The following is a 19,185-nucleotide window of genomic DNA, read 5'->3' on the forward strand; positions in this document are numbered from 1 at the left end:
AAAGCATATATCAAGGAGGTAATGTAAAATGGTATATACTGTAACATTCAATCCTGCTATCGACTATGTTGTTCATACAGGGGAAATGAAGCTTGGGTCTACCAACCGCTCAGATAGGGAAGAGATGTATTTCGGTGGCAAGGGTATAAATGTGTCTGTAGTTCTTAGAGAGCTGGGCATTCAGTCAAAGGCACTTGGCTTCACTGCAGGCTTCACAGGTGAAGCTATCGAGAACGGATTAGCGGAAATGGGAATTGATACAGATTTTGTTCATCTCAAAAACGGTAATTCCCGTATAAATGTGAAAATAAAATCCGCTGAGGAAACAGAGCTGAATGGTCAGGGGCCTGATATAGATGACGAGGCTGTGAATAAGCTTTTTGCAAAGCTTGATAAGCTTCAGAACGGCGACACGCTTATCCTTGCAGGAAGCATACCTGCCTCACTGCCGTCAAATATCTATGAGAAGATACTGGAAAGGCTCGCACACAAGAATATCAGAACAGTTGTGGACGCAACAAAAGACCTGCTTTTCAACGTGCTTAAATATAAACCTTTCCTTATCAAGCCTAACAACCACGAGCTTGGCGAGATGTTCGGAGTGACACTCACTAATGATGAGGAGATAGAAAAATACGCACGTAAGCTTAAAGAAATGGGCGCTGTGAACGTGCTTATCTCAATGGCAGGGGACGGCGCAATGCTTATTGACGAAAACGGTGAAATACATCGCTGTGGAGTATGTAAAGGCAAGGTAAAAAATTCCGTTGGTGCAGGCGATTCAATGGTGGCAGGCTTTACCGCCGGTATATTGCATGGCGATTATGAATATGCTCTTAAACTTGGCACTGCCGCTGGCGGTGCGACCGCTTTTTCTGACGGGCTTGCTCAAAAAGAAAAGATCGCAGAGCTTCTTGAAACGCTCTGAAAAAATATAGGGAGAAATATTATGAGAATAGTTGACCTGTTGAAAAAAGGGTATTCCTCTTAATGATTCTAACAAGTCAAAAGGCACTGGCTTCAATTGGAAGCCAATGCCTTTTTTATATCTTGTTTTGCTGTGAAAACAAGTACAAATTATAGTACAAATAAATTACAAGTACAAAAATATGTACGATTATCACACAAATTCAGAGCATATATTTTTGTAACATTCATTGGTGGAATAGACCCATTTTGTGAGCCTGCCGCTGGTGATGAAATAGTTTATCTTTGAGGGAAAAACGCTGTTTTCAAATACGTCTACGATAATGAGCTTGACTTTCATTTTTTCGGGGATAAGAGCTTTTATGTAAACACTTGCTGCCTGCCCCACACGCACATTTTCTCTTGGTTCTGCAAGCCCTGCAAGGTTCGGAGCAAGCTCTATAAAAATACCGTATGGTTCAATGGAGCGCACTATCCCGCCTACGGTTTCTCCTGTGGAGAACAATGCTGCATTTTCTTCCCATGTGCCTAAAAGTTCCTTGTGAGAAAGGCATATCCTGTCCTCGTCACAGCTTTTTACCACAGCATATATGTCCTGACCGTTGAAAAATCTGTCGTTGGGGTGGGTGATGCGTGAGACGGATATGGCGTCTATTGGTATAAGTGAAGGAAGACCACAGCCTATGTCAACAAAGCACCCGAAAGGCTCAAGGTGTGTCACCTTTGCCGGTATAACGTCCCCTGATGTGAGTGTACTTATATATCGTTCAATGCACTCTTCTTGTGCAAGACGCCTTGACAGCCTGCATATGACCTCGCCCTTTTCGTGAACAATATCTGTCACCTTGAAGCATACCGTTTTGTTAACCCTAGAAAGTAATGCTATGTCTTTTGTTTTGCCTTCTTGTATTCCGATTGCTCCCTCTGATCTTGGGATTATTCCTTTGCCAAAGGGAAGCTCTACTATTATGTTGTGTTCGCTGTCACAAAGCACAGCATGACCCTCCAGTATCAATCCCTGAGCCATTGCCTCAGCCATTGTTCGTTCGCTTTGAAGATAATATCGGTTTTCAGGGCTATTGAAGATCTTGCCCTCAGGTAAATATTTTTTCATTATTTTGCCTCTTTCCCCACAGATTTTTTAAAAACAGCAGGATCTCTGTGGTTGATCCATTGATTTTGTTCATATTCTGCACATATTTTCTTTGTGATAATTGTGCGTGAACTCTTGCTGATACAGTAAATTAATATTCAATGTGCTGAAATATTAGTACAATTTTTATATTCTTTGCTTCAAATTATAAACAAAAATCAAAAAAACTATAAAAAAGCTTGACAAATGCAATTGGACGTGTTACAATAGTGTAGTAATTTGTAATCACTTTGTAACTTTCTTAACCGTTATCGTTACAGATTGATACATAATTTTAATCGACCGTAATAAAATTAAATAGCGGCACAGACATGACCGCCGCTAATTAAAAGAAAGGGTGTGAATTGGCAATGCAGCGTGTATGCGTTGTAAAGCCGTATTATTAATGGATCATTCAGCAAGTTTTATTTCAGCAAAGAATAAGTCACTGAAAGTGATAGTTATGTTCATTGCAGCACTTATGACATTTTTGGTAATGACAGAGGGCTTTAGTGCCGATGCTGCTGCGGCAAAGCTTTCAACTCCTAAGATGACCGCTCAGATCAACTATGGAAGTGACTTCACTCATCCGTATAACAAGCAGACAAACACTATCAAGGTGCATTGGAGCAAGGTAAGAGGTGCTTCAAGCTATGAGCTGTACATCAAGGGCGGCAAATATAAGAGCTGGAAGAAATACAAGACAGTCAAGAATACGAACTGCACTGTTACAGGTCTTCAGAGAACGACTTCCTATCAGTTCAGAGTTAAGGCTGTAAACGGCTCTGCCGCTTCTGCTTATTCAAAAACGCAAACAATAAAGACAGCAAGAATGGACTTCAACAAAGCAGGCTGGGAAGCAATGTGCCGTATAGTTTATCATGAGGTCGGCAAGATGTCAGGTTCAGAGTGGGATAAGCCTATCGTTTATGTTGCAGATTGTGTTGCAAACCAGTATGTTGCCGCAAAGTACACAAAGAATGCAATGTGGAGATCCTACTATGCAAGATATAACAATATTCAGGATATTATTTATAGAAGCGGCGGATTTATGTCATCTGCACAGCTCTCAAGGGACGGAGCAAATTATTCAAACGTTTCCAGAAGAGTAAAGCAGGCTGTTTTTGGCGCAGTATATGGCAAAACTCACCTTAACGGTATTGCTAATGACTATAATGTTTACTTCTGGTGCAACAGAAGCTACAAGACAAACAGCAGCAAGATAGCTTACTCGTTTAAAATTCCTTGGGGTTACTTCAATGTCTGGAGAACCTATTGGGGATAATTGTAATACTATTATAGAATTATGTGAAAGAAGAGCAGAACAAAGCGTCTGCTCTTTTTTCGTTGACAAGAATGTAGCGGTGTGGTAAAATAAAGTTGATAAAAGCAGGGAGGGATCAAAATGCTTGTGGGTGCGGTCGGCTATAATTATCGCCATAGAAAAGATTTTATTATGGATTGCCCTCACGGGGTGGGCTGTCCCCTTATATTGCTCATAAAAGAACCGTCGGTGTTCGTTATAAATGGTATCGAGCATAGGGCAGAGAAAAATTCTTTTATCCTGCTTTCACCGGATACCCCTGTGAAATACCATGCCGCAGAAGAGTTTTATACCGATGATTGGCTGTATTTCAATTATGAGCAGGGCGATAAAGAAAAATTTGAAAGGCTTGATGTTCCAAAAGATACACTGGTTTATCTTGGAAACATTGATGAGCTTAGTCAGATAATACGCTCGGTAGCATATGAGTATCAGCTTATGAAAGGTGAGCATGAGGAAGTAACACGGTGCTATATGGAAATCTTTTTGTTAAAGCTTGCAAGACAGTTAAAATGTACAGACAAAAAGTCATGTATTATTACTGACAGGAACAGCCGCTTTATGCAGCTTAGAGCATACATATACGCAATGCCTGAGGACATCGCAGACGTAGGAAGCATGGCATGGGATATGGGTATAAGCAGGTCAAGTTTTCAGCATATGTATAAGAAAATGTTTGGAGTGAGCGTCATGACAGACGTTATAAGCGCACGAATGGAAAGAGCCAGTCAGCTTCTTGCAACGACAAATCTCAGCGTAAGGGAAGTGGCTGAGAGGTGCGGTTATACTAATGAATATGGTTTTATGAAGCGGTTTAAAATGCACTTTGGAAAAACTCCAACGGAGTTTCGGAGTATGCTCTGACAACGGCGGATAAACTTTAGACGGCATAACAAAAGAGGTCAAGGAATGTGAAATGTGTCCCTGACCTCTTTTATGTTATTTTATTCTTCGACAAATACAGCGGCCGAGCCTTTAATAACATCGTTAGTGTCATAATGCGGAGCGAAAGTGTAATAGTCCTCAACGTCATAGCCTGCATCGCCAAAAGGTGATTTGAAGCATGGGTTTATCCAAATAGCGTTACACCCCAGCTTGCAGATTTAGTCATGATAATTACTCTTGAATATATTTATTAGTCTTCCATGCCCTTCATGTATTCAACGAACTGCTTTGCAACTCTTGGTGAACGTCCTGCTCTCGAAAGCGCATAAGCCTCGGCCTTTTGAAGCACCTCATCAATAGGAGTTTTAAGCTCGTATTGCTTTGCAAGCTTCTCAACTACGTCAAGGTAAATCTTCTTGTCAGGCTTCTGATATGTAACGGTAAGTCCGAAACGGTCTGACAGTGAAAGAAGCTCCTGCATAGTGTCTTTGAAGTGTATCTCGTCACCCTCTCGTGAGGAGAACGTCTCGTGTACAAGATGTCTTCTGTTTGAGGTAGCATAAATGCAGAGATTGTCCGCAGTTGATGAAACGCTGCCCTCGAGGATGGCTTTCAGTGCCGCAAAATCATCATCGTCCTCTGTGAATGAAAGGTCGTCTATGAAGATAATGAACTTCAATGGATTTTTGCTTACCGTTTCTACAATGGCTGGTATCTCATGGAGCTGTTTCTTTTTAAGCTCGATAAGTCTGAGACCCTTGCAGGCATATTCGTTTGCTATGGCCTTGACAGTTGAGGACTTGCCTGTACCGCAGTCACCATAAAGCAGAACGTTGTTGGCAGGTTTGCCTTTCAAAAGCGCAAGAGTGTTGTTGATGACCTCCTGACGCTCACGTTCGTAATTGTGCAGGTCGGAAAGCTTTATATCGTCAGGATACTCCACCGGAACTATCTTGCCGTCTTTGATAACAAATACATGATACTGTGAGTAAATGCCATAGCCGTACTGACCGATAGCGTGTATACGGTCGGCATATATCTGCGAGAAGTCAAGCTTTTGTGTAGCATATCTCGGCAGAAATCCGTCATAGTCTATCTTTGAGATTATCTCATCGCATGGTATCTGTGAAAGCTCCTCGATAACGGCAAGTTCGTTTGCAAGACATTCTTCCAAAAGCGCACCCGTTTCCTTACCCTCGCCCTTTTTGAGCATAAAAAGGTTTTCATTTTCAAGAACCAGCTTGAGCATATATTCTGTAAGATTATCTGAGTAAGCAAAAAGCTCAGCCACAAAATCTGAGTATTTTTCTATAGCCATGTCGCTGTCAGATTCGCATACAGCAAGTGTGTCAAGAAGCTTTTCAAAGACAGGGACTTCATGTAAGCTCTTGAATATTACTAATGTGTGCGCCTGACGGCAGAGTGCCTTAAAATCGTGCATTATGAACACTTCTTTCTTCATATTGTATATTTATTCTTTATTATACAACATATCATTACTTTTCGTCAACATCTACATTGCACGATTTTAACAAAAAACATTACCGCTTTTTGTAGCTTAAAGCAAAATATTTTTGCCTGTTATGATTTACTTTTGTTTTGAAAAATGCTATAATACTATAATAGACCATTATAGAAATAAAAGGAGAAATGGATATGACGGACAAAAACGTATCTATCATGAATATCGGCAGTATGGGTTATCTTCCACAGGTATTCAAAAAGATAGAGAATGAAAAAAAGCTTAACATTGTTTATTTGGGCGGCTCGATTACAATGGGCTGTAATGCTACAAAAACTGAGTTAAGATATGTTGACCGCAGTGCAAAATGGTGGCAGACGAATTTTCCTGACGCTGAGATAAGCTACTTCAATGCCGGTATTGGTGCAACTACCTCGCAGTTTGGGGTGGCAAGAGTGCAGGAACACGTCCTTGACAAACAGCCGGACCTTGTTTTCGTTGAGTTTTCGGTAAACGACAGCAGTTCGCCCTTATTTATGGAAACATACGAGAGCCTTGTAAGACGTCTGCTGAAAGCTGAGAGCGTCAAGGCGGTTGTGCTTATAAACAATCTTTTTTACGATACAGGCACAAATGCACAGGGTATACATAACGCTATCGGTCTGCACTATGACCTGCCTATCGTCAGCGTAAGAAACTACATTTTCCCTGAGATACAGCTTGGCAACGTTTGTCTTGCAGACTACACAGCGGATATGCTCCACCCTACAGACTTAGGTCACAAGATGATAGCTGACCTTATCTGCAATCTGCTTGATACAGAATATTCATACTATAAAAAGCTCGGTGCAGAGAAGAAGCCTGCACTTCCTGAGCCATTTACAGCAAGCAGATATGAGGACGCACAGCGATTTCAGAACTATAGCTGTTCGCCTGTTATGGAGGGCTTTGAGCCTGATACTCATGCGGCAGAGCAGTGGAGTGACCCATTCAAGGGTGGTTGGATAGCTCACAAGCAGGGAAGCTGTATTAAATTCAACGTGAGCGGCGGTATTATAATGGTGCAGTACAGAAAGACTATCAACAAGCCTGCGCCTGTTGCATATGCTGTCATAGACGGTGACAGGCAGAACAAGGTTCTTCTTGACGCCAACTTTGACGAGGATTGGGGAGACCTTTGCTGTCTTGAGGAGATATACAGCGGAGCAAAGGGAGAACACACTGTTGAGATAGTTATTGACACAGAGGGTAAAGAAAATAGCAATTTTATGCTTATTTCTGTCATTACAGCAAACAAATAGAAACGTAAATAAGTGAAAAATTTTACTCGAATCTATTGACTTTATGACATAACGATTGTATAATAAATATATATTATTAAATTAGGAGGCATTCTCTAATGAACGATTTTTTCAAAATTGCTGACAAGTACCTCAAGCCGGTAACTACTGGTGCAGGTGTTGTTCTGGGTCTTGCAGTTACATATGCAGCAGGAAGCTATCTTTCAGGTATGAGCAAGCTTGCAGGCGGTTTCTACACATTCATGTATGTGCTGTTCTGGATAGCATTTGTTCTTCTTGTTATCTGCGGTATCTACACACTTTTTAAGAAGTATGCAGGTTCTGTTCCACAGCAGAACGCTCAGCAGACATACGTACAGCCACAGGCTCAGGCCGCACCACAGGGTGAAAAGTTCTGCCCTACTTGCGGAGGTAAAGTTCCGGCTGGAAATCAGTTCTGCCCTAACTGCGGCAACAAGATAAACTGATCTTAAAGTTTTGCAGATAAAACGCCCTTGTTTTTCAGGGGCGTTTTTTTGTTAGAAAACGCATAAAAGTATGCCAAATGGGGAATAAATATGTGCAGTTTGGAAAAAGTGAAAAAATTCTCGAAAACCCCTTGACAAATGGGCGGAAAATTGGTATAATAATTAAGTCGTTGCAGGACGATATGAGTTATTAGCTCAGTTGGCAGAGCATTTGACTTTTAATCAAAGGGTCCGGGGTTCGAATCCCCGATAGCTCACCACTAGGGAAATATCCTTAGTCAAGATCACGCCTTACTTTGTTAGGGCGTGATTTTTTTATGTCTGTTATATGTGATGATAAATGGACAAGCAAGTGGTGATGAGCGAGCGACATCAGGACGCCCCTACACTGCATTTATACAACAAAAAAAGCAGCCCCTGTGGACTGCTTTTTTTCAAGCTTGTAGCTTGATCCTTATATGACAAAAAACTATCTGATTACGTTAAATGCGCCCATTTGTGGATAAACTGCGCTTTCGCCAAGTTCTTCCTCAATTCTGAGAAGCTGATTGTACTTTGCAACACGTTCGCTTCTGCTTGGTGCGCCTGTCTTTATCTGGCAGGTATTGAGAGCAACTGCAAGGTCAGCGATAGTTGTGTCTGCTGTTTCACCTGAACGGTGTGAAGAAATCGCAGTGTAGCCTGCCTTATGAGCCATTTTGATAGCCTCAAGTGTTTCAGAAACTGAGCCTATCTGATTGAGCTTGATAAGGATAGAGTTGCCGCAGCCAAGGCTGATGCCCTTTGCAAGTCTTTCTGTATTTGTTACGAACAGGTCGTCGCCAACGAGCTGAACCTTGCCGCCAAGCTCCTTAGTGAGAAGCTGCCAGCCCTCCCAGTCTTCTTCGTCGAGAGCGTCCTCGATAGAGATGATAGGGTATTTTTCAACGAGTTTCTTCCAGTGTTCGATAAGCTCAGCAGAAGTGAACTTTGTGCCGGCCTTTGGCAGAACGTACTCGCCTTTCTTTGAGCCTTTCCACTCGCTTGAAGCAGCGTCCATTGCTATCATGAAATCCTTACCCGGCTCATAACCTGCGTTCTTAACAGCTTCGAGTATATACTGTATAGCCTCCTCGTCGCTTGCAAGGTCAGGAGCGAAGCCGCCCTCATCGCCAACAGATGTCGCAAGTCCCTTTGATTTAAGCAGGGCAGCCAGAGCGTGGAAAACCTCAGCGCACCAGCGGAGAGCTTCCTTAAAGCTTGGTGCACCCACAGGCATTATCATAAATTCCTGAACGTCAACAGTGTTTGCAGCATGAGCGCCGCCGTTAAGAATGTTCATCATAGGAACAGGAAGTCTGTTTCCTGAAATGCCGCCGAGAAATCTGTAGAGAGGAATATCAAGAGAGATAGAAGCCGCTCTTGCGGCAGCGATAGAAACAGCGAGGATAGCGTTAGCACCAAGCTTTGACTTATCCTTAGTGCCGTCAGCCTTTATCATAGCCTTATCAACGGCATAGATGTCAGAAGCGTCAAGTCCGCATACAGCGTCATTTATAGCAGTGTTGATGTTCTCAACTGCCTTTGTTACGCCCTTTCCGCCATATCTGCCCTTATCGCCGTCACGAAGCTCAAGGGCCTCAAACTCGCCTGTTGACGCACCGCTTGGTGCAGTACCTCTGCCCACTGTTCCGTCTGCGAGATATACCTCAGCTTCAACAGTAGGGTTTCCTCTGGAATCCAAAATTTCACGTCCGATTACTTTTACGATCTCAAGATAGTTCATAATATAAGCTCCTTTTTAATATTATGCAGACTACCCGAACGCACCACCATTCGGGCTGATGACATTTCGCTCTTGTCATCATAGAGAAGTCTGCATGATCTATTCTCACTAGGTTAGTAACTACTAACCACATTTATTTTACCACGCGCGAAGCCGTATGTCAATCTTAGTTAGTCATATCTAATATATTTTATAGGTATGCACAAAAGGTGTACTGCCTGCAGGCATGGCTATTGACTTTTTGAACAACAGATAAGCTTTGCGAAACTTTTCGTTTGTTATTATTGACAAGCTTTGTGAGAATATTCGTTTTGGGCGTGATCTTATTTATGCTGAAAACCGCACAAAGCAAGGTAGGCTATAGAAAAAAGCGGTGCAGAGATCGTTCTCCAACACCGCCTTGATTTATTTCTCACTTAACTCTGCAAGTGCATTCGCCATTCTTAGATCGCTGTCTGTGGTTATCTTGAAATTCAATGCGTTCCCGACGACAAGGTATATATCCTCATTGCAAGCTGTAAACACAGAACAAGTATCCGTCAGCTTTTTATTTTGCTCCTCGCTAAGCGAATAATAATTCCTCCTCAGATCCCCAAGTCTGAAAGTTTGCGGAGTTTGCGCCTGATAAAGCTCGCTTCTGTTAAGCGTTTCCCTGACCTTTTCGCCGTCAGATCTTATTATGGTATCAACCGCAGGCATATAAGTTCCGCAGGCGGAATGTTCCCTCATCGCCTTGATATTGTCTTTTATTATCTTCTCCGTCACAAATGGTCTTACAGCGTCATGGGTGAGTATTATGTCCCTCTCATTCTCACCATGTTCAGCGACTATTGCCTCAGCTATGTTCATTACTGTGCCGTTTCTGTCAGCTCCGCCGTCTATGACTCTTATACGCTCTTTGTCTATCCCGAAGCGTTCAAAAAGCTCGTTAGTGTATTCGTGCCAGTCAGGTTTTATGCCCACATAAGCCATATCTATCTCCTCTACTGCAAGAAACGCTCTCACTGTTCTAACGATAACAGGCACTCCGCCTATCTCTATAAACTGCTTTGGTATAACCGCACTTTTTACCCTAGAGCCACAGCCCCCTGCAACTATCCCTGCAAATATCATTTTATCTTCTCCTCATATAAAAAAAGTTCGGGACAGCCGTCCGCCCCGAACTTTATCGTTGTGTATTGAATTTACTTTATGCCGTATTTTTTCAGCAGAGCTTCGATCTTTGTGTGTGGGTCGATGACCTGTGAAATTGACTTGTCATGATTGAGTGATGCAATGAAGTAAGCGATATACTTAGAGCAGTCTACCTCGTAGAACCATGGGCTTGAAAGCAGCTCGGGTGTTCTGTATGTGAGGTTTGTGCCGAATACACCGTCGATGATGCCGTCAGCATAAGCCTTGTTGAATGCTTCAAGACCATTTGTGAAAATTGGGTAAGTAGCATAGCAGTAGATCTTGTTAGCTTTACGCTTTTTAAGCTCTACAGCGATATCCAGCATTGACTCGCCTGATGAGATGATATCGTCAGCGATGAAAACGTCCTTGCCGGCAACGTCATTACCCATGTATTCGTGAGCAACGATAGGGTTTCTGCCGTCGATGATAGTTGAATAATCTCTTCTCTTATAGAACATACCGAGGTTTACGCCCAGAACAGAAGCGTAGTACATATTTCTGTTGATAGCGCCCTCGTCAGGGGAGATTATCATGAAGTGATCCTTGTCAGGTCTGAAATCTGAAAGGTTTTTAAACATTGCCTTGAGAACCTGATAGGAAGGGATTATGTTGTCAAGACCCATGAGCGGAACAGCATTCTGTACTCTTGGGTCGTGAGCGTCAAAAGTAAGGATATTTGAAACGCCCATAGCCTGAAGCTCCTGAAGAGCAACTGCACAGTCAAGAGATTCTCTGTAGTTTCTTCTGTGCTGTCTGCCGCCGTAAAGGGAAGGCATGATGATGTTTATTCTGTGAGCCTTACCGCCTGCAGCCTGGATTATTCTTTTAAGATCCTGATAATGATCGTCAGGCGACATACTGTTTTCCCTGCCGAAATAGTTGTATGTGCAGCTGTAGTTTCCTACGTCGCAGAGAATGAAAAGATCGTCGCCTCTGATAGATGACTTGATAAGACCCTTGCCGTCGCCGGAAGAAAATCTAGGACAAACAGCCTCAACAAGGAAAGTATCCTTAACAAATTCGTTTTCGTTAGCCCATTTTGTAAGATAACCGTCTACTTTCTTGCCAAGCTCGGAAGCGCCTGCCATAGCGATAAGGCCAAGCGGTGCAACTCTTGAGTCATTGTCGAACAATACATTGTCAGCATTACCCATTATTATCATATCCTCCAATACTAATTGTTGTCTGACCTCAGGTCAGTACGAAACATACCAATATACATATATTATACTTTATAAATCCCGATTTTACAATAGTTTTTTCGCAAATAATAAATTTTTCTCACTTTTCACAAAAAACACACTGTTACTGCGGCACATTTAGACACAAAAATCAAGTAAACGTTTCCTAACCGCACGACAGGTAAACTTTTTTTGCATATATAAAAAAGTCCTTGCGTTTTTGGATAAAATGATATATAATAAAATAGAATAGGTATGTGTGCAGTATATTGCACACAACTGACAGAATTATTGAAGGAGTTAATGATATGACAAAAGCACAAAGATATTTCATGGAAATAAAAGATAAGAGAGTAGCGTTCATAGGAACGGGCGTAAGCCACCTTGAGCTTATAAAGCTTTTTCTCTCAAAGGGCATAAGATGCGTTGTCTGCGACAAAAAGACAGAGGACGAATTTGATGAGCTTATCTATGAGGAGCTTTCCGCAAAGGGCTGTGAGTTCTCATTGGGCGAGCATTATCTTGATATCATCTTTAACTGCGATATAGTTTTCAGAACACCAGGTATGTACTATAATGATGAAACTATCACAAAGGCAAGAAAAGCAGGCGTTGCCATTACATCAGAAATGGAAACTTTCTTTGACCTCTGCCCATGCAAGATATACGGCGTAACAGGTTCAGACGGAAAGACTACTACAACTACCCTTATCAGCGAAATGCTCAAAGCCGAGGGCAAGCGTGTCCATATCGGTGGAAATATCGGCAAGGCTCTTCTGCCTATCGTTGAAACAATGTCCGACAGCGACGTTGCAGTAGTTGAGCTTTCAAGCTTCCAGCTTATCTCAATGAGACAGTCGCCAAATGTTGCCGCAATCACAAATATCACTCCAAACCATCTGAATGTTCACGGAACAATGGAGGAGTATATCGGTGCAAAGGCTAACCTTATCGCTCATCAGAACGGATATTCAAGAACTGTACTCAATGAGGATAACGAGGAAACAATAAAGCTTGCAGACCTCGTAAGAGGAAAGCTTGTCACATTCTCTCTAAAGCACCCTGTTCAGACAGGCGCATATCTTAATGACGACGGTATGCTTTGCTACACGGAAAAGGGCAGAACTACAGAGATAGTGCACAAGGACGATATAAGGATACCTGGTATCCACAACGTTGCGAACTATCTCACAGCTATCGCCGCAGTATGGGGCGAGGTATCTATCCAGAGCATAGTTCAGGTAGCAAAGAACTTCGGTGGCGTTGAGCATAGAATTGAATTTGTAAGAGAGATAGACGGTGTTAAGTGGTATAACGATTCTATCGCAACAAGCCCTACAAGAGTTATCGCAGGACTTAATTCATTTAATCAGAAGCTTATTGTTATCGCAGGCGGCTATGACAAGAAGATACCTTTTGAACCTCTTGCAGAACCTGTGAACAAGAACGTAAAGATACTCATTCTTCTTGGCGCGACAGCAGACAAGATAGAAAAGGCTGTTACAGAAAGTCCGCTCTATCCTGAAAGCGGTCTTAAGATAGTAAGAGTAAAGACACTTGAAGAGGCGGTCCTCACAGCACAGAAAATGGCTGAAGAGGGCGATGTTGTCACACTTTCACCAGCCTGTGCAAGTTTTGACCTCTATCCAAACTTTGAGGCAAGAGGCAGACATTTCAAGCGACTTGTGAACGAACTCTAATTTTATAAAAAGCAGGGATATGTATTATGGATACATTTGAGATACTGTCACAGCTTTGCTCTGCGGCAGGTGTATCGGGAGCGGAAGGCTCAGCGGCTGAGGCTGCGGCAAAGCTCCTTGGAGAGTATGGCGAAGTCACCTTGGATAACGCTCTTGGCAGTGTTATCTGCAAGGTTGGAAGCTGGGAGGACGGCAAGCCTGTTATGCTTCTTGACGCCCATATAGACGAGATAGGCATGATAGTCACATACATCACAGAGGACGGATTTTTGAAAATATCAGGCTGCGGCGGTCTTGATACAAGGCTTCTTTTGGCTCAGCAGGTGACAGTTTACGGCAAAGAAAAGCTCACGGGCATCGTGACTTCAACTCCGCCTCACCTTGAAAAAGACAGCTCTGTCGCACCTGACCTTGACAGCGTTTTCATAGATATAGGTTTTACGAGCCGTGAAAATGCAGCAAAGTATGTTTCCCTTGGTGACAGAGTGCTTATAGAAAACAAAGCCGAAAGGCTCGCAGGAAGCCGTGTCACATCTAAAGCAATTGACGACAGGTCAGGCTGTACGGCTATCCTAAAGACCCTTGAGCTTATCGAGGGCGAGCAGACAGCTTATAATATCGCAGTGTGCTTTTCAACTCAGGAAGAAGTTGGCGAGCGTGGTGCAAAAACAACAGCTTTTGATATCAATGCAGACTATGCAGTGGTGGTTGACGTTTCCTTTGCAAAGACCCATTATGAGAACGAGGAAGAATGCGGCATAATGGGCAAGGGAGCGATGATAGGCATTGCTCCGTCCCTTTCACGAGAGATGTCAGATAGCTTTATTAGCCTTGCAGAAGAAAAGGGCATACCATATCAGCTTGAAGTCATGAGTGGAAAAACAGGCACAAATGCCGATGCTATCGGCGTGAGCGGAAGCGGAACAAAAGCCGTTACCATATCCATTCCGGAAAAGCATATGCACACGCCTGTGGAGATAGTTGATATAAATGATATTGATAATACGGCTCTGCTTATTGCAGAATATCTGAAAAGAGTGTAGATATTTATGTTGGATAAACTGAAAGACCTCTGTCTCCTTGACGGCATTTCAGGCGACGAGGGGGCAGTAAGAGAATATATAATAGATAAAATAGGCGATAAAGCTGAAATAAGGGTGGATAACCTTGGCAATGTCATAGCTTTCTGTAAGGGCAAAAAGACGCCTAAAAGCAAGATAATGGTGTCTGCTCATATGGACGAGGTTGGCATGATAGTCACCTATGTGAATTCTGACGGCACGCTGAAAGTGTCATCAGTTGGCGGTGTTGACCCAAGAGTTGTTTTCGGCAGACGTGTCAAAATCGGCAGGAATAACGTCCTTGGCGTTGTTGGCGGAAAGGCTATCCATAATCTCACTGCCGAGGAGAGAAAAAAGTCTGTGCCTTTTGATAAGCTTACCATAGATATAGGTGTTGACAGCCGTGAGGAAGCCTTAAAGCTTGTGCGCCTTGGGGACAGTGTGAGATTTGTTTCCGATTTTGTAGAGTTCGGCGAGGGCTTCGTGAAGTGCAAGGCTATAGACGACAGAGCAGGCTGTGCAATAATGCTCAGAATGATAGAAGAGGGCGTAGAGTATGACACATATTTCACCTTCGTGGTGCAGGAAGAGATAGGTCTGCGAGGCTCTACCTGTGCGGCGTTTACTGTTGCGCCTGATTATGCTGTGGTGCTTGAATCCACAACTGCGGCGGATATTCCATCGGCTTCTGGAGAGAAAAGGGTATGTGAGCTTGGAAAAGGTCCTGTTGTTTCATATATGGACAGACACACAATGTATGACCGTGAGCTTTATGAGCTTGCATTTTATGCGGCGGAGGAGAACGGCATACCATGCCAGACCAAAACAATGGTGGCAGGAGGAAATGATGCAGGTGCGATACACGTTTCCTGTGGCGGCGTAAAGACAGCCGCAGTGTCACTCCCTTGCAGATATCTTCATTCTCCAAGCTGCGTGATAAATAAGGCGGACTTTGAGAACGCTTATGTTCTTACAAAATTGATCTTGGATAGGACTTATAACAAATGATCTATGAAACCAAAGAGATCAGCTCAGAACTGCTGAGCGGTCTTAAACCTAACAATTATACAAGGCGTATAAAGTCGCACTTTGCGGCATACGGCACAGGGTATGATTTTCTGCATTTCTATGCCGTTGAGGAAAGCGGAGAAAAGCTTGGTATCATATCAGTATTCAACGCCTCTATGATGATATCGACTTTCAAGGATAAGAGATTTGACGATAAGGTATTGGGCGAGCTTGCGGGGTTTATCCTTATGAATAAGCCTGCTGCCGTGGAGTTTGAGGCGGAGTATTCAGATAAGCTTGCAGAGCTAACTAAGACGGAGTATAAGGGTGACAAACGGACGGAGTTCAGCTTTGTTGCGAAAAACGATATCCCGCCCCTTGACGTGAACGAGCTTCCAAAACTCGACGATGTTTTCAGGATACTTGCACCATGCTTTCCTGCCATAAAAAATTCCTATGAACTGTGGCTTACGGATACTTCCCACAGAGTAAGAAGAGGACTTTCGCAGTCGTTCCTGCTGGGTGATTACACCACCGCCACCATACAGTATATCATAGACGGAGTGGCACTTGTGGGACACGTTGGAACGATACCTGAGGAGCGTGGAAAGTTCCATGCAAGACAGCTTTTGTATTGGATAGGTGAAAAGCTCACACAGGACGGCTTTCAGGTCAGATTATTTGCAAGACCCCATAGAGTGAGCTATTATGAGGAGATAGGCTTTAAAGCCTGCGGAATAGATCTTGTATTGGAGAGAATTGAAAATGAATGAATGTATATTTGATATAGACCCAAAGCTTTTATCTCTTGCATCCGAGGCAGAGAATGAGTGCAGGGAGATGTTTGAAAAGATAGACAGCAATGCCGAGTATAACGGACAGAAAGTGCTGAAAGCTTTTATAGACAACCGTGTGAGCGAGGGCTGTCTTAAAGGCACAACAGGCTACGGATACGGCGACATGGGCAGAGATACCATAGACAAGGTGTTCGCTCAGGCACTTGGCGGCGAGGATGCTTTGGTAAGACACACCTTTGTGAACGGCACTCATGCACTGTCAACAGCGCTTTTCGGAGTGCTTAGAAGCGGAGACACAATGCTTGCCTGCACTGGAAAGCCATATGATACCCTTGAGGAGATAATCGGTATCAGAGGCGAAAAGGGCAACGGTTCACTTGTTGACTTCGGCGTGAAGTATGAGCAGGTAGACTTGGTGAACGAGATGTACCCTGATTATGACGAGATAGCAAAGAAAGCCGTTGGCGCAAAGATAGCCTATATCCAGCGTTCAAGAGGCTATTCTCTCAGACCGTCACCGACAGTGGAGATAATCGGAAAGATAGCAGAAACTGCGAAGAAAGCAAACCCTGATATAATCGTCATGGTGGATAACTGCTACGGTGAGTTTGTTGAAAGAAAAGAGCCACTGAGCGTTGGTGCAGATATCATAATAGGCTCGCTTATAAAAAATCCGGGCGGTGGAATTGCTTCTACAGGCGGATATATCTGCGGCAGAGCAGACCTTGTGGAAAAGTGTGCCGACAGGCTCACTTGCGTTGGCATGGGCAAGGAGGTTGGCTGTTCACTTAACCAGAACAGAGAAATGCTCCTTGGCTTTTTCTTAGCACCACAGGTGGTTGCATCAGCACTGAAAACTTCCGTTTTCGCCTGCCGTTTCTTTGAAAAGCTTGGCTATAAGACCCTCCCTGAAAGCGGCGAAACAAGAACGGATATAATTGCATCTATTCTTCTTGAGAACGAGGAGAACCTCGTGGCTTTCTGTCAGGGAATACAGAAAGGCTCACCGGTTGACAGCTATGTTACCCCTGAGGCATGGGATATGCCGGGTTATGACAGCAAGGTTATAATGGCGGCAGGAGCATTCACAATGGGTGCTTCCATAGAGCTTTCCGCAGACGCACCTATAAGACCGCCGTTTGCCGCATGGCTTCAGGGCGGTATCACATACCCAACAGGCAAAGCAGGCGTTATGCTTGCCGCACAGGAGATGTATAACAAAGGTTTACTTAGAATATAAGATTTGACTGGAAAGGAATGATATTCAATGGCAGAGATATTCAGCGTTACTGTCGAGGAGATAATCAAACAGCTTAATATGGAGATAATCTATGCTCCTGAGAACATCAGCAGCCTTGTTGTTACTGAGAATGATTGTAACAGACCTGGACTTCAGCTTATGGGATTTTATGAGTATTTCAATGCAGAGCGTGTTCAGATATGCGGAAATATGGAGTTTGCTTATCTTGCTTCACTTGACGAGAAAACAAGATATGAGAGGATAGACGCTCTTTTTGCTACAAAGATACCGCTTTTTATCGTGGCAAGAGGTCATGAGCTTTATCCTGAAATGGTTGAGATAGCCAAGAAATACGGCGTGCCTATCGCAAGAACTCAGGACAGCACAACAGCTTTTATCGCCGCACTTATCGGCTATTTGAACGTTGAACTTGCTCCGAGAATAACACGCCACGGCGTTCTTATCGAAGTATACGGCGAGGGTATCCTTATCGTGGGAGAGAGCGGCGTTGGTAAGAGCGAAACAGCTATCGAGCTTGTAAAGAGAGGTCACAGACTTGTGGCTGACGATGCCGTTGAGATCAGAAAGACATCAAACAGAACGCTTGTCGGCTCATCGCCTGATAATATTCGTCACTTCCTCGAACTGAGAGGTATCGGTATCATCAACACAAGACGTCTGTTCGGTATGGGTGCTGTAAAGGTAAGCGAGAAGATAGACCTTATTGTAGAGCTTGAGCCTTGGGACAGCACAAAGATATACGACAGAATGGGCGTAGACAACGAGTATACTACTATCCTTGGTATAAAAATACCAAGCCTTACCATTCCTATAAAGCCGGGCAGAAACCTTGCTGTTATTCTGGAAGTTGCGGCTATGAACAACCGTCAGAAGAAAATGGGTTATAACGCTGCCGCTGAACTTTTGCAGAATCTTGGTCTGCAAATGGACAAGAAAGACAAGGTCAAGAACTGGGATAATTTCTAAAAACACGCATATACTTTTTTTAAATAGGAGATAGATCATAATGCACTTACAGGGAGATATGCACACGCACACTATAGCTTCAACTCATGCTTACTCCACCATAACAGAGAACTGCCAGTGGGCTGAAAAATACGGAATGAAAGGCATAGCAATGACAGACCATGCCATGAAAATGCCTGATTCGCCACATATCTGGCACTTTGTGAACCTTGGCATACTGCCGAGAAAGATAAACGGGATAACCGTCCTCAGAGGTATAGAGGCTAACGTTGTGAGCGATGACGGCGAGCTTGATACTGACGAAAAGCTGCTTTCAGGACTTGAATGGGTGGTGGCGTCTATGCACAGTGCCTGCTATACTCCCTCGATACCTGAGAACCACACTAAAAGCTGGCTGAAAGTCGCACAGAACCCTCAGGTGGATGTTATAGGTCACTGCACCACCGCACCTTTTATGTTCGATTATGAAAAGGGCGTAAAGGCGTTCAAGGAGTACGGTAAGCTTGTGGAGATAAACGAAAGCTCATTTGCGTGCAAAAGGTCGCCCGGAAGAAACGTAGTGGAGCTTTTGAAGCTTTGCAAAAAGTATGAAGTGCCTGTGGTCTTTGATTCAGACTGCCATTTCTGTCAGCTTATCGGTCAAACACCGAAAGTGGCAAAGATAGCAGAGGAACTTGATTTTCCTGAGAAGCTTATCATGAACAGTGATTGGGAAAAGATAAGGGAATATGTCCTTGCGAAAAGACCAAACCTCGATATTTAAAACGATGAA

General features: G+C 43.5%; 18 protein-coding genes and 1 tRNA gene. 13 read left to right on the plus strand and 6 right to left on the minus strand.

The genetic code is table 11. The features are described 5' to 3' along the window. The first annotated feature begins 28 nt into the window (after positions 1 to 28). Entirely contained in the window at positions 29 to 928 is a 900-nt protein-coding gene (gene pfkB, locus DWW81_RS08515) for a 1-phosphofructokinase (RefSeq protein WP_117897456.1), read from the plus strand. Positions 929 to 1,120: 192 nt separating this feature from the next. On the opposite strand, the gene DWW81_RS08520 is transcribed toward pfkB, so the two are convergent. After that, positions 1,121 to 2,041, minus strand: a complete 921-nt coding sequence (locus DWW81_RS08520) for a S1 RNA-binding domain-containing protein (protein WP_022286716.1) — start codon at positions 2,039 to 2,041, stop codon at positions 1,121 to 1,123. A 424-nt stretch (positions 2,042 to 2,465) separates the two neighbouring features. On the opposite strand from DWW81_RS08520, the gene DWW81_RS08525 reads away from it, so the two are divergent. Both DWW81_RS08525 and DWW81_RS08530 read left to right on the plus strand, forming a co-directional pair. After that, the gene (locus DWW81_RS08525; protein WP_242989593.1) at positions 2,466 to 3,344 is read left to right on the plus strand and encodes a fibronectin type III domain-containing protein; all 879 of its coding nucleotides are present in this window, start codon (positions 2,466 to 2,468) and stop codon (positions 3,342 to 3,344) included. Positions 3,345 to 3,464: 120 nt separating this feature from the next. Further along, on the plus strand, positions 3,465 to 4,247 hold the full coding sequence (locus tag DWW81_RS08530; protein ID WP_117897455.1) for an AraC family transcriptional regulator: 783 nt from the start codon (positions 3,465 to 3,467) through the stop codon (positions 4,245 to 4,247). 80 nt (positions 4,248 to 4,327) lie between these two features. Here DWW81_RS08530 and DWW81_RS08535 read toward each other — a convergent pair whose 3' ends face one another. Next, positions 4,328 to 4,486: an alpha-amylase family glycosyl hydrolase gene (locus tag DWW81_RS08535; RefSeq protein ID WP_117897466.1), complete on the minus strand. Its 159-nt coding sequence runs from the start codon at positions 4,484 to 4,486 to the stop codon at positions 4,328 to 4,330. Between the two features lie 32 nt (positions 4,487 to 4,518). Next, positions 4,519 to 5,709, minus strand: coding sequence for an ATP-binding protein (locus DWW81_RS08540; protein WP_117876140.1), 1,191 nt, complete (start codon positions 5,707 to 5,709; stop codon positions 4,519 to 4,521). A gap of 215 nt (positions 5,710 to 5,924) precedes the next feature. Here DWW81_RS08540 and DWW81_RS08545 point away from each other — a divergent pair, with 215 nt between their 5' ends. The 3 genes from DWW81_RS08545 to DWW81_RS08555 all read left to right on the plus strand — a co-directional run bounded on the left by DWW81_RS08545 (position 5,925) and on the right by DWW81_RS08555 (position 7,758). Beyond that, a complete protein-coding gene (locus DWW81_RS08545; protein WP_181982708.1) occupies positions 5,925 to 7,031 on the plus strand; it encodes an SGNH/GDSL hydrolase family protein in 1,107 nt (368 codons plus the stop codon). A gap of 98 nt (positions 7,032 to 7,129) precedes the next feature. Beyond that, positions 7,130 to 7,498 (plus strand): zinc-ribbon domain-containing protein, encoded by a 369-nt coding sequence (locus DWW81_RS08550; RefSeq protein WP_117897453.1) that lies wholly within the window; start codon positions 7,130 to 7,132, stop codon positions 7,496 to 7,498. A 184-nt stretch (positions 7,499 to 7,682) separates the two neighbouring features. Continuing rightward, positions 7,683 to 7,758, plus strand: a tRNA-Lys gene (locus DWW81_RS08555). 209 nt (positions 7,759 to 7,967) lie between these two features. On the opposite strand, the gene eno is transcribed toward DWW81_RS08555, so the two are convergent. The 3 genes from eno to DWW81_RS08570 form a co-directional block, all read right to left on the minus strand. After that, on the minus strand, positions 7,968 to 9,263 hold the full coding sequence (gene eno / locus DWW81_RS08560; RefSeq protein ID WP_117897452.1) for a phosphopyruvate hydratase: 1,296 nt from the start codon (positions 9,261 to 9,263) through the stop codon (positions 7,968 to 7,970). 405 nt (positions 9,264 to 9,668) lie between these two features. Beyond that, positions 9,669 to 10,376 carry an IspD/TarI family cytidylyltransferase gene (locus tag DWW81_RS08565; protein WP_117897451.1) on the minus strand — a complete coding sequence of 236 codons (708 nt, stop codon included), beginning with the start codon at positions 10,374 to 10,376 and terminating at the stop codon, positions 9,669 to 9,671. Between the two features lie 71 nt (positions 10,377 to 10,447). Beyond that, complete coding sequence (locus DWW81_RS08570; RefSeq protein WP_181982500.1) at positions 10,448 to 11,593, minus strand: ribose-phosphate pyrophosphokinase; 1,146 nt, start codon at positions 11,591 to 11,593, stop codon at positions 10,448 to 10,450. 335 nt (positions 11,594 to 11,928) lie between these two features. Here DWW81_RS08570 and murD point away from each other — a divergent pair, with 335 nt between their 5' ends. The 7 genes from murD to DWW81_RS08605 are packed head-to-tail and all read left to right on the plus strand — an operon-like array spanning position 11,929 to position 19,176. Beyond that, positions 11,929 to 13,320 (plus strand): UDP-N-acetylmuramoyl-L-alanine--D-glutamate ligase, encoded by a 1,392-nt coding sequence (gene murD / locus DWW81_RS08575; protein WP_117897450.1) that lies wholly within the window; start codon positions 11,929 to 11,931, stop codon positions 13,318 to 13,320. Between the two features lie 26 nt (positions 13,321 to 13,346). Continuing rightward, complete coding sequence (locus DWW81_RS08580; protein ID WP_117897449.1) at positions 13,347 to 14,363, plus strand: M42 family peptidase; 1,017 nt, start codon at positions 13,347 to 13,349, stop codon at positions 14,361 to 14,363. A gap of 6 nt (positions 14,364 to 14,369) precedes the next feature. Beyond that, positions 14,370 to 15,389, plus strand: a complete 1,020-nt coding sequence (locus DWW81_RS08585) for a M42 family peptidase (RefSeq protein ID WP_117897448.1) — start codon at positions 14,370 to 14,372, stop codon at positions 15,387 to 15,389. Next, a complete protein-coding gene (locus tag DWW81_RS08590; protein ID WP_022286729.1) occupies positions 15,386 to 16,162 on the plus strand; it encodes an N-acetyltransferase in 777 nt (258 codons plus the stop codon). The genes DWW81_RS08585 and DWW81_RS08590 overlap by 4 nt, the downstream gene beginning before the upstream one ends. Beyond that, the gene (locus DWW81_RS08595; RefSeq protein ID WP_117897447.1) at positions 16,155 to 17,426 is read left to right on the plus strand and encodes a methionine gamma-lyase family protein; all 1,272 of its coding nucleotides are present in this window, start codon (positions 16,155 to 16,157) and stop codon (positions 17,424 to 17,426) included. Before DWW81_RS08590 ends, DWW81_RS08595 begins: the two co-directional genes overlap by 8 nt. A gap of 27 nt (positions 17,427 to 17,453) precedes the next feature. Beyond that, positions 17,454 to 18,413: an HPr(Ser) kinase/phosphatase gene (hprK, locus tag DWW81_RS08600; RefSeq protein ID WP_022286731.1), complete on the plus strand. Its 960-nt coding sequence runs from the start codon at positions 17,454 to 17,456 to the stop codon at positions 18,411 to 18,413. Positions 18,414 to 18,453: 40 nt separating this feature from the next. After that, complete coding sequence (locus tag DWW81_RS08605) at positions 18,454 to 19,176, plus strand: phosphatase (RefSeq protein ID WP_117897446.1); 723 nt, start codon at positions 18,454 to 18,456, stop codon at positions 19,174 to 19,176. Positions 19,177 to 19,185 lie beyond the last annotated feature (9 nt).

The sequence above is a fragment of the Ruminococcus sp. AF17-1AC genome (assembly GCF_003461385.1).
In the GTDB taxonomy this organism is placed as follows: domain Bacteria; phylum Bacillota; class Clostridia; order Oscillospirales; family Ruminococcaceae; genus Hominimerdicola; species Hominimerdicola aceti.

Coding starts and splice junctions, on each gene's coding strand:
- hprK (WP_022286731.1), top strand. CDS start 17,454: ATGGCAGAGATATTCAGCGTTACTGTCGAGGAGATAATCAAACAGCTT.
- DWW81_RS08550 (WP_117897453.1), top strand. CDS start 7,130: ATGAACGATTTTTTCAAAATTGCTGACAAGTACCTCAAGCCGGTAACT.
- DWW81_RS08520 (WP_022286716.1), bottom strand. CDS start 2,041: ATGAAAAAATATTTACCTGAGGGCAAGATCTTCAATAGCCCTGAAAAC.
- DWW81_RS08580 (WP_117897449.1), top strand. CDS start 13,347: ATGGATACATTTGAGATACTGTCACAGCTTTGCTCTGCGGCAGGTGTA.
- DWW81_RS08530 (WP_117897455.1), top strand. CDS start 3,465: ATGCTTGTGGGTGCGGTCGGCTATAATTATCGCCATAGAAAAGATTTT.
- DWW81_RS08595 (WP_117897447.1), top strand. CDS start 16,155: ATGAATGAATGTATATTTGATATAGACCCAAAGCTTTTATCTCTTGCA.
- DWW81_RS08545 (WP_181982708.1), top strand. CDS start 5,925: ATGACGGACAAAAACGTATCTATCATGAATATCGGCAGTATGGGTTAT.
- DWW81_RS08565 (WP_117897451.1), bottom strand. CDS start 10,376: ATGATATTTGCAGGGATAGTTGCAGGGGGCTGTGGCTCTAGGGTAAAA.
- DWW81_RS08585 (WP_117897448.1), top strand. CDS start 14,370: ATGTTGGATAAACTGAAAGACCTCTGTCTCCTTGACGGCATTTCAGGC.
- DWW81_RS08605 (WP_117897446.1), top strand. CDS start 18,454: ATGCACTTACAGGGAGATATGCACACGCACACTATAGCTTCAACTCAT.
- eno (WP_117897452.1), bottom strand. CDS start 9,263: ATGAACTATCTTGAGATCGTAAAAGTAATCGGACGTGAAATTTTGGAT.
- pfkB (WP_117897456.1), top strand. CDS start 29: ATGGTATATACTGTAACATTCAATCCTGCTATCGACTATGTTGTTCAT.
- DWW81_RS08525 (WP_242989593.1), top strand. CDS start 2,466: ATGGATCATTCAGCAAGTTTTATTTCAGCAAAGAATAAGTCACTGAAA.
- DWW81_RS08570 (WP_181982500.1), bottom strand. CDS start 11,593: ATGGGTAATGCTGACAATGTATTGTTCGACAATGACTCAAGAGTTGCA.
- murD (WP_117897450.1), top strand. CDS start 11,929: ATGACAAAAGCACAAAGATATTTCATGGAAATAAAAGATAAGAGAGTA.
- DWW81_RS08540 (WP_117876140.1), bottom strand. CDS start 5,709: ATGCACGATTTTAAGGCACTCTGCCGTCAGGCGCACACATTAGTAATA.
- DWW81_RS08590 (WP_022286729.1), top strand. CDS start 15,386: ATGATCTATGAAACCAAAGAGATCAGCTCAGAACTGCTGAGCGGTCTT.